This window comes from Mesorhizobium sp. M4B.F.Ca.ET.058.02.1.1, assembly GCF_003952505.1.
Taxonomy (GTDB): domain Bacteria; phylum Pseudomonadota; class Alphaproteobacteria; order Rhizobiales; family Rhizobiaceae; genus Mesorhizobium.
This window is the reverse complement of sequence record NZ_CP034450.1, coordinates 1,048,937-1,062,685: the sequence shown is the minus strand read 5'-3', so window position 1 is coordinate 1,062,685 and position 13,749 is coordinate 1,048,937. Positions and strand designations below refer to the sequence as shown.

The 13,749-nt window shown below is 64.5% G+C and carries 9 protein-coding genes and 2 pseudogenes; 7 read left to right on the top strand and 4 right to left on the bottom strand.

Annotation, left to right across the window (positions count from 1 at the left end; genetic code table 11):
• Window positions 1-305: 305 nt before the first annotated feature.
• Window positions 306-1,679, top strand: coding sequence for a glutamate--tRNA ligase (locus EJ073_RS05370; protein WP_126054796.1), 1,374 nt, complete (start codon window positions 306-308; stop codon window positions 1,677-1,679).
• Here EJ073_RS05370 and EJ073_RS05365 read toward each other — a convergent pair.
• The 3 genes and pseudogenes from EJ073_RS05365 to EJ073_RS05355 all read right to left on the bottom strand — a co-directional run bounded on the left by EJ073_RS05365 (window position 1,597) and on the right by EJ073_RS05355 (window position 6,300).
• Window positions 1,597-2,817, bottom strand: coding sequence for a DUF2865 domain-containing protein (locus tag EJ073_RS05365; RefSeq protein ID WP_126054795.1), 1,221 nt, complete (start codon window positions 2,815-2,817; stop codon window positions 1,597-1,599). The two genes, EJ073_RS05370 and EJ073_RS05365, sit on opposite strands and share 83 nt — an antisense overlap.
• A 131-nt stretch (window positions 2,818-2,948) precedes the next feature.
• Window positions 2,949-5,272: pseudogene (locus EJ073_RS05360) on the bottom strand (NADP-dependent malic enzyme).
• 248 nt (window positions 5,273-5,520) lie between these two features.
• A complete protein-coding gene (locus EJ073_RS05355; protein WP_126054794.1) occupies window positions 5,521-6,300 on the bottom strand; it encodes an SDR family oxidoreductase in 780 nt (259 codons plus the stop codon).
• A gap of 120 nt (window positions 6,301-6,420) precedes the next feature.
• Between EJ073_RS05355 and EJ073_RS05350 the strand changes: the two genes are divergently transcribed.
• Both EJ073_RS05350 and EJ073_RS05345 read left to right on the top strand, forming a co-directional pair.
• Window positions 6,421-7,242 carry a UDP-2,3-diacylglucosamine diphosphatase gene (locus tag EJ073_RS05350; protein ID WP_126054793.1) on the top strand — a complete coding sequence of 274 codons (822 nt, stop codon included), beginning with the start codon at window positions 6,421-6,423 and terminating at the stop codon, window positions 7,240-7,242.
• A gap of 127 nt (window positions 7,243-7,369) precedes the next feature.
• Window positions 7,370-8,584 (top strand): MFS transporter, encoded by a 1,215-nt coding sequence (locus EJ073_RS05345; RefSeq protein WP_126054792.1) that lies wholly within the window; start codon window positions 7,370-7,372, stop codon window positions 8,582-8,584.
• Here EJ073_RS05345 and dgcA read toward each other — a convergent pair.
• Window positions 8,555-9,537: pseudogene (dgcA, locus tag EJ073_RS05340) on the bottom strand (N-acetyl-D-Glu racemase DgcA). The gene EJ073_RS05345 and the pseudogene dgcA overlap by 30 nt on opposite strands.
• A gap of 76 nt (window positions 9,538-9,613) precedes the next feature.
• On the opposite strand from dgcA, the gene EJ073_RS05335 reads away from it, so the two are divergent.
• The 4 genes from EJ073_RS05335 (at window position 9,614) to EJ073_RS05320 (ending at window position 13,691) form a co-directional block, all read left to right on the top strand.
• Window positions 9,614-10,801 (top strand): ABC transporter permease, encoded by a 1,188-nt coding sequence (locus tag EJ073_RS05335; protein ID WP_126054791.1) that lies wholly within the window; start codon window positions 9,614-9,616, stop codon window positions 10,799-10,801.
• 1 nt (window position 10,802) lies between these two features.
• Window positions 10,803-11,612, top strand: coding sequence for an ABC transporter ATP-binding protein (locus tag EJ073_RS05330; protein ID WP_126054790.1), 810 nt, complete (start codon window positions 10,803-10,805; stop codon window positions 11,610-11,612).
• Between the two features lie 14 nt (window positions 11,613-11,626).
• The gene (locus EJ073_RS05325; protein ID WP_126054789.1) at window positions 11,627-13,000 is read left to right on the top strand and encodes an MlaD family protein; all 1,374 of its coding nucleotides are present in this window, start codon (window positions 11,627-11,629) and stop codon (window positions 12,998-13,000) included.
• Window positions 13,001-13,112: 112 nt separating this feature from the next.
• Window positions 13,113-13,691, top strand: coding sequence for an ABC-type transport auxiliary lipoprotein family protein (locus tag EJ073_RS05320; protein WP_245455472.1), 579 nt, complete (start codon window positions 13,113-13,115; stop codon window positions 13,689-13,691).
• The last annotated feature ends 58 nt before the right edge of the window (window positions 13,692-13,749 follow it).

Sequence of the window (13,749 nt, the reverse complement as noted above, 5' to 3'; positions counted from 1 at the left end):
CTGAACTCTCCGGTCGCGCTCTCAACAGGAACGCATGGCCTATAAAAGGCGACTCGTTTTGCGCCGTCAAGGATTCGTTTACGTAGCTTTTGTGACCCCAATATCTTGTGTGTCACAGATGTGGATAACGGGGACAGAGGACCGCGTCGGAGAGCCTGGTTTTGGCGGTCATCGGCGGGCGTGCGCAAGGCCACCCCGGCGATGCTGCCGCTCTGCCTTTTCATTTTAGCTGGCTTGCACTATGTCTTGCCCTTCGCGCGGGGGCGCGCCTTGTCAACCGGAAAAGCATCCGCTACGCCCCGCTCATGACAGTAACCGTCCGTTTCGCCCCGTCGCCGACCGGCCGTATCCATATCGGCAATGCACGCACCGCGCTGTTCAACTGGCTGTTCGCCATGAACAACAAGGGCCGTTTCATCCAGCGCTTCGACGACACCGACATCGCCCGCTCCAAGCAGGAGTTCGCTGATTCGATCCTCTACGACCTGCACTGGCTGGGTATCTTCCCCGACGCCACCGAATACCAGTCGCGGCGCGTCGAGATCTATGACGCGGCGGTCGAGCGGCTGAAGGCCGCGCGCGTGCTCTATGCCTGCTACGAGACGCCTGAAGAGCTCGACCTGCGCCGCAAGGTGCGCCGTACGCGCGGGCTGCCGCCCGTCTATGGCCGCGAGGCGCTGACGCTCACGCCGGAGCAGGTCGCCGAATACCAGTCCGACGGTCGACGCCCGCATTGGCGCTTCCTGCTGCCGAACTTCACCAGCGACCCGCTGCAGCCCGAACGCACCGAGGTCCATTGGAACGACCTGGTGCGCGGTGAGGAGACCGTTGATCTCGCCTCGCTGTCGGATCCCGTGCTGGTGCGCGAGGACGGCACCTATCTCTACACGCTGCCATCGGTGGTCGACGACATCGAGATGGGCGTCAGCCACGTCATCCGCGGTGACGACCATGTCACCAACACCGGCGTGCAGATCGCGCTGTTCCAAGCGCTCGGCGCCGAGCCGCCGGTCTTCGGCCACCACAACCTGCTCACCACGGCCTCTGGCGAGGGCCTGTCGAAGCGCACTGGCGCGCTGTCGATCGAGAGCCTGCGCGAGGACGGCATCGAGCCGATGGCGGTCGCTTCGCTGGCGGTGCTGGTAGGCACCTCGGAGAATGTCGCGGCAGCGCACGATCTTTCCGAACTCGCGGGCCATTTCGATCCGGCCGCGACCTCGAAATCGGCGGCCAAGTTCGATCCGGACGAGCTGTTCGTGCTCAACCGCACGCTGATGCACCATATGCCGTTTGCCGAGGCTCGCGACCGGCTGATCGTGCTGGGTGTTTCAGGGGAGAAGGCGGAGCCGTTCTGGCTGGCCGTACGAGGCAATCTCGACAGCCTGCCCGACGCGCTGGCCTGGTGGCGTATCGTGGGTCAGGGGCCGCACGAACCGGCGGAGTTTTCCGGCGAGGACCGCGAATTCCTGCACCAGGCGTTCGATCTCTTGCCGGAGGAGCCGTGGAACGGCACCGTCTGGAAGGACTGGACTGGCAAGATCCGCGAAGCAACCGGCCGCAAGGGCAAGGCGCTGTTCATGCCGCTCAGGCTGGCGCTTACCGGCCAGCCTTCCGGGCCGGAGCTTGCAGATCTATTGCCCCTGCTGGGTCGGGAAGGAACGCTGGCCCGACGACCCTGACCCTGCGCTGCTCGGGCGGCAACGCCGATACCGGCGATGTTGCCGGCTTTTCGGCCAGGCGCTTGATGGCATCGCGGTCGAGCCCGCCCTCGGCATTGGCCAGCGTCTCGGGATCAGCGCCCGGATCCGGCTTCGCGGCCGGCAAGGGAGCGAACGGCGCGGAGGCCGCTTCGGGCTCGGACTGCTCGGGGTTCGGCGGATTGCCGGCGATGATCTCGAAATTCTGCGCTTGCGCGTTGCAGCCGCAGGCCGGTGGCCGCGCCATGTTGGTCTGCTTGTAGAGATAAGCCGTCGGCAGTTCGCTGTAGGGCCTGCCGGTCACCGACGATGTCATCGCGCCGGCGTCGCCGTCCATGTCGCGCGTGTAGAACACCTGCATCTCCGTGCCAGGGCAACTCGATTCGCAGTTCTTCTGGTCGCGCTCGAAATCGCCATAAGAGGCGGCGTTCGACATCGGGAAGAAATAGCCGTCGCAGGTCCGCACGCACACGGTGTGGAAGTCGTCGTTCAGCCGCGGCAAGTCCATGCCGTCGGGCTGGTTGATCACCCGGCGAATGTTGCGTTCGCTGGGATCGTCTGGCGGCACATCCGGCAAATCGGGCATGTCGAGCGTTTCGATCTCGCGGTCGCCGTTGCCGAAAAGCTGTTCGAACAGATTGCCGCCGCCATTGTTGCGCGCGCTCTCCTCAAGCGGGGCGTGCCTCGGCGCGATCTCATCGTCGCGGCAGCCATTGGCGTCGAGTGCCGCAAGGATACGGCTTCGGTCGCGTCGCGAGCCGCCGCTGGCAAGCCGCTCGCGCTTCGCCAGCAGGGCGTCGAGATTGGCGTTCATGCGGTCGATGTTGGCGTTGATCGCTGCGCATTTGTTGACGTTGCGCGAAAACAGCGAAAAGCCGCAACCGGCATCGCTCGCCCGATTGCGCACCTTCGCCAGCTGCTCGCGCTGGCGCGCGACGGCGTCGTCATATTTGCGGATCAGGTTCGGTCCGCCGCCATCGCCGCGAGCAGCAGTGAGTTCATCTTCGAGCTGACGGCAGATGCGCGAAGCGGCCTGCGGCTCTGTCACGGCGACGACGGACAACGCCAGCGCCACGAGCAACGCCGCAAGGTGGGTCAGCTTCAACCCCACGCCCTTCATTCGCCTGAAACCCCGATTGCCAGCTCGTCGCTCAAGCTAGCGCGTCCGCGGTTAAACCTGTCTTTACTCTACAGCCGGTTGCAGTTGAGTCTGCAACCAAACGTGACAGCAGCTTACCGCCAAATCCGCCCTCAGCCCAGGTTGACGACCGCCTGCGCTTTGTGCGCAGCCTCGACCACCGCAAGCGCCGTCATGTTGACGACGCCGCGCGAGGTCACCGAAGGCGTCAGGATGTGCGCCGGCTTGTCGGTGCCGAGCAGGATCGGCCCGACATGCAGTGCATCCATCATGGTGCGCAGCGCCGTCAGCGTGATGTTGGCCGAATCGAGGTTCGGGAACACCAGCAGATTGGCTTCGCCCTTCAGCCGCGAATGCGGATAGACGCGCTGGCGCAGGTGCTCCGACAGTGCCGAGTCGGCATGCATCTCGCCATCGCACTGCAATTCCGGCGCGATGCGGGCCAGGATCGCCGCCGCTTGGCGCATCTTCAGCGCGCTGGGTGAATCGCGCGAGCCGAAATCCGAATGCGACAGCAGCGCTGCCTTCGGCTCGATGCCGAAGCGCTGGATCTCCTCCGCCGCCAGCACCGTCATCTCGGCGATTTCCTCGGCCGTCGGATCGACCGAGACGTGGGTGTCTGTGAGGAAGATGATGCCGCGCTGCGAGATCAGCATGGAGAGCGTGGACAGGTCCCGATCCTTGATGCCCGCGCGGGGCCGATGATCAGCGTCACATTGCGCAGATGCCGCTCGAAACGGCCTTCGAGGCCGCAGACCATGGCATCGGCATCGCCACGCTTCAGCGCCAGCGCCGCGATCACTGTATTGTCGGTGCGCACCATGGTGCGCGCCGCTTCCGTCGTCACGCCGCGCCTCCCGGCAAGCTCGATCAGCAAGTCGACATAGTGGCGGTAGCGCGGATCTTCTTCCGGGTTGATCAGGCCGAAATCGACGCCGGGCTTGATACGCAATCCGTAGCGCTTCAGCCTGACTTCGATGACATGCGGACGGCCGATCAGGATCGGCTCGGCGATGCCTTCCTCCAGCACCACCTGGGCAGCGCGCAGCACGCGTTCGTCCTCGCCGTCGGCATAAATGACGCGCTTGGCGCTGGATGCCTTGGCGGTCGAGAACACCGGCTTCATCACCAGTCCGGAGCGGAAGACGAAGCGGTTCAGCTTGTCGATATAGGCGGCGAAGTCGGCGATCGGCCTGGTCGCCACGCCCGTGTCGCAGGCGGCCTTGGCGACGGCCGGCGCGATGCGCAGGATGAGGCGCGGGTCGAAGGGCGAGGGGATCAGGAAGTCGGGCCCGAAGATCGGCGTCTCGCCCGAATAGGCGCGCGCGGCGACATCCGACGGCTCTTCGCGGGCAAGGGCGGCGATCGCCCTGACCGCCGCCATCTTCATTTCCTCGTTGATGGCGCTGGCGCCGCAGTCGAGCGCGCCGCGGAAGATGTAAGGAAAGCACAGCACATTATTGACTTGATTGGGAAAATCGGAGCGGCCTGTGCAGATCATCGCATCCGGACGCGCCGCGCGCGCTGCCTCCGGCATGATCTCCGGATTGGGGTTGGCCAGCGCCAGGATGAGCGGCTTCGGCGCCATGTGCTGCAGCAATTCAGGCTTGAGCACGCCGGCGGCGGAAAGGCCGAGGAAGACATCGGCGCCCGGAATGACATCGGCCAGCGTGCGCGCCTCCGTGTCCTTCACATAGGGGTCCTTCCAGCGGTCCATCTCCTCGAGGCGTCCCTTGTAGGCGACGCCGAAACGGTCGGTGACCCAGATGTTCTCGACCTTGGCGCCAAGCGAGACCAGGAGGTTGAGGCAGGCGAGCGCGGCGGCGCCGGCGCCCGAGGTGACGATCTTGATGTCGGCAATTGTCTTGCCGGCGAATTCCAGCCCGTTGAGCACCGCGGCAGCGACGATGATCGCCGTGCCGTGCTGGTCGTCATGGAACACCGGGATGCCCATGCGGGCCTTCAGCCGCTCCTCGACCTCGAAACATTCCGGCGCCTTGATGTCCTCGAGATTGATGCCGCCGAAGGTCGGCTCCAGCGCCGCGACCGTCTCGACCATGCGCTCGATTTCCGGCGCGTCGATCTCGATGTCGAAGACGTCGATGCCGGCGAACTTCTTGAACAGCACCGCCTTGCCTTCCATCACCGGCTTCGAGGCGAGCGGCCCGATATTGCCAAGGCCGAGCACCGCCGAGCCGTTGGAGACGACGCCGACAAGGTTGGCGCGCGCCGTATAGTCGGCGGCGGTCGCCGGGTCGTCGCGGATCTCGAGGCAAGGGGCGGCGACCCCCGGCGAATAGGCGAGTGCCAGGTCGCGCTGGTTGCCGAGCGGCTTGGTCGCCTGGATCTCCAGCTTTCCGGGAATGGGATGCTTGTGGAAGTAGAGAGCGGCCTCGTCGAGGTCCGACCGGGCCGGTTTCTTGTTCTCGCTGTCCATGCCGGCCTCCTTGCGCTTCTGCTTCGCAGCCTTTTAGAGCAGTTCCAGGAAAAGTGTGAAACGGTTTTCCGTCGGGAATTGCATCAAAACAGGGGCGACGATCAAAAGCTCCAGCATGCGGCCCGCACTGTTCGCGACGCCAAATGACGCCATCGGCGTTCACATCGGCGAAGCGCAAATAGCCGAGTTATTTCAGCCCCTTGTGTCGGGACTCTGCGATATGGCGGGCGGCTGGCGTTGCCGGCAGGTCAGAACGCGCTGACGTAAAGGCCGCCATCGACTGGAATGTTCTGCCCTGTGAGATAGCCGGCATGGACCGAGCACAGGAAGGCGCAGATCTGGCCGAATTCCTCGGGCGTGCCGAGACGCTTGGCCGGCACGTCGGCGCTGATGCGGGCTTTTCGCGCCGCCGCTGCCGCCGGCTCCTCGGCCGTGCCGGCTTCATGCGGGCCGCGCAGCCGGTCGGTGTCGAGCTTGCCCGGCAGCAGGCTGTTGATGGTGACGTTGCGGTCGACCACCGTGCGCGCTACGCCGGCAAGGAACGAGGTCAGGCCGGCGCGCGCGCCCGACGAGAGGTCTAGCCCGGGGATGGGCACATAAACCGACAGCGAGGTGATGTTGACGATGCGGCCGAAGCCGCGCTTGGCCATGCCGTCGATCACCGCCTGGATCAGCTCGATCGGCGTCACCATGTTCTGGGTGACGCCTTCGAGGATCTTGTCACGGTCGAGCGTGCGGAAATCGCGCAGCGGCGGGCCGCCATTGTTGTTGACCAGGATGTCCGGATCGGGACAGGCCGCAAGCAGCGCCTTCTGCACCTCTGGCTTCGACACGTCGCCGGCGATCTCGATCACCTTGACCCCGAATTTTTCACGGATCTCGGCGGCGGTCCTTGCCAAGAGCTCCGCATTGCGGCCGTTGACGACGAGGTCGACGCCCGCCTCGGCCAGCGCAATGGCGCAACCGCGCCCTAGCCCCTTGCTGGACGCGCAGACAATGGCCTTCTTTCCGCGAATGCCGAGATCCATGACGGTCTTCTCCTTTTGTCGAGCGCGGCAAGCTAGCCCTTCGGCTGGACCAATCGCAACCGTCATACGGTTGTTGCATGAATCGTGGCACAGGCTCTGCGAAAGCAACGGTGACAAGCTATGTCCGGCCCAGAGCCCCGCACTTTCCGCTCGATGTTCATCTCCGACATCCACCTGGGGTCGAAGGCGGCCAAGGCCGACTTCCTGATCGATTTCCTCAGGCACCACGACGCCGATATCATCTATCTGGTCGGCGACATCGTCGACGGCTGGCGACTCAGGCGAAGCTGGCACTGGCCGCAGAGTCACAACGATGTCGTGCAGAAACTGCTGCGCAAGGCGCGCAAGGGCGCCAGCATCACCTACATTGCCGGCAACCACGACGAGTTCGCCCGCCAGTTCCAGGGCGTGCATTTCGGCGGCATCGTCGTCGCCGACCGTGCCATCCACGAGACCGCCGACGGCCGCCGCCTGCTGGTCATCCATGGCGACCAGTTCGACACGGTGGTGCACAATCAGCGCTGGCTCGCCTATCTCGGCGATTACGCCTATGACGCGGCGATGATGGTCAATAGGGTCGTTACAAAGCTGCGTCATCTGCTCGGCTTGCCTTACTGGTCGTTCTCGTCCTGGGCCAAGGTCAAGGTCAAGAAAGCGGTGAACTTCATTGGCTCGTTCCAGACGGTGCTGAGCGAGGAAGCGCGGCGCTCGCATGTCGACGGCGTCATCTGCGGCCACATCCACCACGCCGCGATCGAGAGCTATGGCGACGTGCAGTACATCAACACCGGCGATTGGGTGGAAAGCTGCACGGCGGTTGTCGAGCATTTCGACGGGCGCATGGAAATCCTGACCTGGGCGCATGTCCTGCCCGAGGCTCCGGCCGGCAAGGATGTGCTGGTTCCCGTCAACATCAAGGGCAGGGCCGTGCAGGCGGCGTGACGCCAAGCCCCTGCGGCCGCAAGCTCGCGCTAATCGATTAGTCCAGCCGGTTTCGCACGGTTTTTCTCCATGTTAAGGGATCGACATACGTCGCGAGCGGTCGACCGTGGCGTGATTGGATCGATTCATGTCCCTGCCGCCGCTCTCGCCTGAACAACTCATCAAGCCACGCCATTTCGAGCTGCGCATGAGCCTGATCTTCGCCACGCTCTTCGTGTCGCTCGGTACGCATCTGCCCTACTTCCCGCTCTGGCTGCAGGCCAAGGGTTTCCATGCCGGGCAGATCGCGGTGATCCTCGCCGCGCCCATGTTCCTGCGTGTGGTGACGACGCCGCTGCTGACTGCGCTTGCCGATCGGGCGAGGGACCGCGCCCATGTCTATATCGCGCTGGTCGCGGTTTCGATGGTGCTTTCCGCCGGCTACTTCCTGCCGCCCAGCTACGCCGTCGTGCTTGCCGTCTCGCTGGCGCTGACCATCGTCTGGACGCCGCATTCGCCGATCGCCGATTCGCTGGCGCTATCGGGCGTGCGCCGTTTCGGCTCCAACTACACTAGCATGCGCAAATGGGGCTCGATCTCCTATCTTTGCGCCAATGTCGTCGGCGGCTTCATCCTGGCGCGCACCGGCGCCGAGGCGGTGCCGGCGATCATCTTCGTTGCCCTGGGCGCGGCACTCGCCGCAGGATTGCTGGCGCCGAGGCTCGGCCGTCCGCGCCGCGCCTCGCCGCTGTCGGCGACCGACATCCAGCATTCGGCGCCGAAGCTTCTCAATGCCTATTTCCTCTATTTCACCCTCGGCGTCGGCATCATCACCGCCAGCCATGCCTTTCTCTACGGCTTCGTCTCGATCTACTGGAAGTCGATCGGCATCAGCGACACCGTCGTTGGCCTGCTGTGGGCCTGGGGCGTGGTCGCCGAGGTGTGCATGTTTGTGATGTTTACGCGCATCCTCGGGTCCGTTCCCGTCGTCAGGGTGATGCTGATCGCTGGCATCGGCTCAATCGTGCGCTGGATCGCCTTTCCGCTGATCTGGCCGCTCGGCCTTGGCGTCGCCGGCTTCTTCGGCGTCCAGACGCTGCACGCGGTGTCTGTGGCGATGGTGCTGATCGGCTTGCAGAAGATGATCGGCGAGACCGTCTCGGAGGAACGCACGGGTGCTGCGCAAGGCATCGCCTATTTCTTCAACGGCTTCTTCATGGCCGTGGTGACGTTGGCGTCGGGCCCGCTCTACGACCGCTTCGGTGTCGACGGCTTTCTGGCCATGATCCCCATTGCGCTCATCGGCCTGGCGCTGATTGCGCTCGCGGCGCGCTCAACCCCACAGCGTGCTGTCGGGGGGTAGTACAAACGATCCCTCGTAGACGAGGCGTGGCTCCCGGTCCCTCGCGAGCAGCAGCGGACCGTCGAGATCGACGAAATCGGCGCCCTGCGCCAGAAGCACGGCCGGTGCCATCGCCAGCGACGTGCCCACCATGCAACCGACCATAATGTGGAAGCCGAGCGCGCGGGCGCGCTCGCGCAGCACCACCGCCTCGGTGAGCCCACCGGATTTGTCGAGCTTGATGTTGACGGCATCATAAAGTCCAACAAGGGCTTCCAGGTCCTTCGCCTCGTGCACGCTTTCGTCGGCGCAGATCGGCACCGGATGCGCAATTTGGCGCAGGATCGTGTCGCGGCCGGCCGGCAGAGGTTGCTCGATGAGGGCGATGCCGTGTTCGGCGGCGAAGGCGAGGTTGTCGACGATGTTGTCGTCCGTCCAACCCTCATTGGCGTCGAGGATGATGCGGCTGGCAGGCGCCGCTTCGGTAACCGCACGGATGCGGGCCTGGTCATTGTCGCCGCCGATCTTGACTTTGAGCAGTGGCCGGTCCGCATTGGCGCGAGCCTGCGCTGCCATCGCCTCCGGCTCGCCCAGCGAGAGCGTGTAGGCCGTCTCGAGCCCCCCGCCTGGGCAGCGCATATCGCATCCGCGACCGGCGTGCCGCTCAACTTCGCTTCCAGATCCCAAAGAGCACAGTCTACGGCGTTTCGCGCCGCGCCCGCCGGCATGGCGGTGAGCAGGGCTGCCCGGTCGATGCCGTCGGCAATCCGGCCGCGCATCTCCTCGATTGCGGCGCGGACGCCCTCCATGGTTTCGCCATAGCGCTTGTAAGGGACGCATTCGCCGCGCCCGGCATGGCGGCCTTCGCTGATGGTTAAGGTGATGACCTCGGCTTCTGTCTTCGAGCCGCGCGAGATGGTGAAGGAGCCGGCAATGGGGAAACGCTCGGATTCGACCGAAATGACACGCGCCATATTTTTCTTCTCAGGCTGTGCGACAACGCGGCGCCGGCAAATGACAGGCCGGTTCCGGCAGGCTAAACAGGACGCCATGTTGACCATCCGCAAACGCGACGCAAGCGGCACGGCCGCCAAGGAGCCAAACGGCCAGCCGCGCATTGCCGTTGGCGAGGAGGGTGGCGTTCTCGGCTGCGCTTTCTCGGGAAGCTGGACGACGCGCACCGTAGCGCTGGTCGACGCCGAGATGCGAAAAATAGAAAAGCGCAGTGGTGTCAAAAGCTTAGCGCTCGATCTTTCACAAATAGAGAAGATGGACACCGCCGGTGCCTGGCTGATCGACCGCCTGGTCAGCGCATTCGAGAAGAAGGGCGTCGAAGTTCAGATCCAGGGGCAGAGCGAGATCGCCGAGATCCTGCTCGGCGCCGTTGGCGACGCTGTCAGGCGCGAGCCCGAATCGGGTCCTGCCGGTCCGCCCAACATCATTATCCGCGGGCTGGAGGCGGTCGGCCGGCGCGTCTATGAGATGCGCGACGATTTCCTGGCCTCGATGAACATCCTGGGCGCCACCATCCGCGGCGCGCAGATGAAGCTTGGCCGCGGCCATGCCGTCAACCCGGCCGCCATCTTCAACCAGATCGACCGCATGGGCGTCGGCGCCATCCCGGTGGTGGTGCTGATGTCGGCCATCGTCGGCGCCATCGTTGCCCAGCAGGGCGCCTATCAGCTCAGCTATTTCGGCGCCGACATCTTCGTCGTCGACCTCGTCGGCGTGCTGATCCTGCGCGAACTCGGCGTGCTGATGACTGCGATCATGATCGCCGGCCGCTCCGGCAGCGCCATCACCGCCGAGATCGGCTCCATGAAGATGCGCGAGGAGGTCGACGCGCTCAAGGTCATCGGCCTGAACCCGATCGGCGTGCTGGTGTTTCCGCGCCTGGTCGCGCTGGTCATCGCGCTGCCGTGTCTCACGATCATCGCCAATTTTGCCGCCCTCGGCGGCGGCATCGTCGCCGCCTGGCTCTATTCCGACATTCCCCCGGCCGCCTTCATCGACCGGCTGCGCGTCGCCATCGATCTCAGCACCATCTTCGCAGGCCTGATCAAGGCGCCGTTCATGGCCATGATCATCGGCACCATTGCTTCCGTCGAAGGCATGAAAGTCGGCGGCAGCGCCGAATCGCTTGGCCAGCACGTAACCGCCTCCGTGGTGAAATCGATCTTCGTCGTCATCATCCTCGACGGTCTTTTTGCCATGTTCTACGCCGCGATAGAGTTCTGACATGGCGACGCGAAACGGCACCGAGGCCAAGGAAACCACCGAAAGCGAGATCGTGCTGTCCGTTCGCGACGTCACCGTCGCCCTGGATGACAAGGTGATCCTCGACAAACTGTCGCTCGACATCACCCGCGGCGAGATCCTTGGCTTCGTTGGCGCCTCGGGCGCCGGCAAATCGGTGCTGTTGCGCACCATCCTCGGCCTGCTGCACAAGCAGTCGGGCACGATCAAGCTGTTCGGCGTCGATGTCGAGAAGGCGAGCGACATTGAGCGCCTGCGCATCGATATGCGCCTTGGTGTGCTGTTCCAGCACGGCGCGCTGTTCTCGGCGCTGACAGTGCAGGAGAACGTGCAGGTGCCGATGCGCGAATACCTCGACCTGCCGAAGAAGCTGATGGACGAACTGGCGCTGCTGAAGATCGAGCTTGTCGGGCTGCCGCCTGACGCGGCGCAGAAATTCCCGTCCGAATTGTCCGGCGGCATGATCAAGCGGGCGGCACTGGCGCGCGCGCTGGCGCTCGATCCGGACATCGTCTTCCTCGACGAGCCGACATCCGGCCTCGATCCGATCAGCGCCGCCGAATTCGACGAGCTGGTGGTCAAGCTGCGCGATACGATGGATCTCACCGTCTACATGGTCACGCATGATCTCGACACGCTGTTCACCGCTTGCGACCGCGTGGCGGTGCTCGGCAAGAAGAAGGTACTGGTCGAAGGCACGATCGACGACATGCTGAAAAGCGAGGAGCCGTGGGTGAAATCCTATTTTCGCGGAAAACGTGCACGGCAACTTGATCTTGCGGCGCGCGCATAGCCATAAGTGGGGCAATGGAAACAAGAGCCAACTACGTCATTGTCGGCATCTTCACGCTGGCCGCGATCCTGGCGGCCTTCGCCTTCGTTTATTGGACGGCGGCGATCGGCGACAAGGGCGAGACGACGCTGCTTCGTGTGCGCATCCCAGGCTCGGCGTCCGGCCTCGGCCGCGGCAGTTTCGTGCTCTTCAACGGCGTCAAGGTGGGTGATGTCAGGCGCGTCTACATCGACGTCGACAATCCGACTGTCGCGATCGCCGACACCGAGATCGACCGGATGACGCCGATCACCAAGTCGACGCAGGCCGATATCGGGCTGGCCGGTCTCACCGGCCAGGCCAATATCGAGCTCAAGGGCGCCGATCCCAAGGAGGTGAAACTTCTTGACCAGGCCGAGAAGGAAGGCAGGGTCGCCGAGATCGTCGCCAATCCCTCCGCCGTCACCAATCTCCTGCAGACCGCGCAGAACATCTTCACCCGTGCCGACAAGGTGCTTTCGGATCTCGAAGGCTTCACCCACGACGTGCGCGGGCCACTGACCGATACGGTCAAGAACGTCCAGACCTTCTCCGATGCGCTCGCCAGGAATTCCGACGGCATCGACAAGTTCCTGTCCAGCGTGAGTTCGCTCTCGGATGAGTTGAAAGGAGTTTCGGGCAAGCTCGACGGCACGTTGAAGGCCGCCGAGGGCCTGCTCAACGCCGTCGACAAGGACCAGATCAAGAGCATCGTCGCCAACGTCGACACGGTGACCGGCAATCTGAAGGAAACCTCCAAGCAGTTCGATACCGTCATCAACAACGTCAACACGGCGGTCGGCTCGATCAACGACTTCGCCCAGAAGACGCAAGGCACGCTGGACAAGGTCAACGGCGTGCTCGATGGCATCGATCCGGCCGAGGTGCGCACGGCGCTGGCCAACATCCAGAAGGCCAGCGACAAAGCCAATCAGGCCGCCGCCGACATCGCCAAGGTCACGAACAAATTCGCCAACCGCGCCGACGACATCGACGACACCATCAAGGACGCCAGGCAGCTGGCGCACCGGCTCAATGACGCTTCGGAGCGCGTCGACGGCATCCTGGCCAAGGTCGACAAGCTGCTCGGCTCGGGTGAGGCGAACGGCGTCATGGCGGACGCCCGCGACACGCTGAAGTCGTTCAAGCAGGTCGCCGACACGCTGAATGCGCGGCTCGGCACCATCACCGACAACCTGGCCCGCTTCTCGGGCCAAGGCCTGCAGAATGTCGAGGCGCTGGTCCAGGACAGCCGCCGCTCGATCAACCGCATCGAGGAAGCGGTGACCGACCTCAGCCGCAATCCGCAGCGCATCCTGTCGGGCGGCGAGGGCGAGGTCCGGCAATATGACGGCAGGGTGCGGCGTTGACTTCGATCTTCGCCCGCCTCAAGAACAGAAAAGACCGCAATTGCGGGTTGATCTTACGATCTGGGGACAACGGGGCTCGCGCGTGACGTCGGTTTGGGCAAGGTCGGTTGGGATGACATCGGCTGCGGCGCTGCTTGCGCTCTCGCTGGCCGGCTGCGCGGCGCTCGGCGCCAAGCCGGCGCCGCTCGACACGTTCGAGCTGTCGGCGCCGTCGATCGACGTACGTGGCCACAGCCGCCGGCAGATCCTGATCACTGAGCCGTCGGCGCTCAAGGCGCTGGACAGCCAGAACATCGTCATCAGGCCATCCGATCTGTCGATCCAGTACCTGAAGGGGGCGCAGTGGGCCGACCGCTTGCCGCTGATCGTGCAGGCCAGGCTCGCGGAAACCTTCCAGCGATCCGGCAGCTTTGCCGGCGTCGGCAAGCCGGGCGAGGGGCTGGCGATCGACTATCGGATCATCGTCGAGGTCCGGACCTTCGAAGTGCGCGTCAATGGCGGCGAGCATGCCGAGGTCGAGCTGTTCGTGCGCCTCCTCAACGACCGCAATGGCGAGGTGCGCGCCGCCAAGAGCTTTACGGCGAGCGCGCCGGTCTCGGGCGGCGGCAACGCCGCTTACGTCAGCGCGCTGGACAGCGCCTTCGGCCAGGCCGCCAAGGACATTGTGCGCTGGACGGATTCGCTGATCTGACGATTCGGTCGGGGCACTGCACACGCCCGGCGGGGCATTGCTTCGATATCATCAAGCA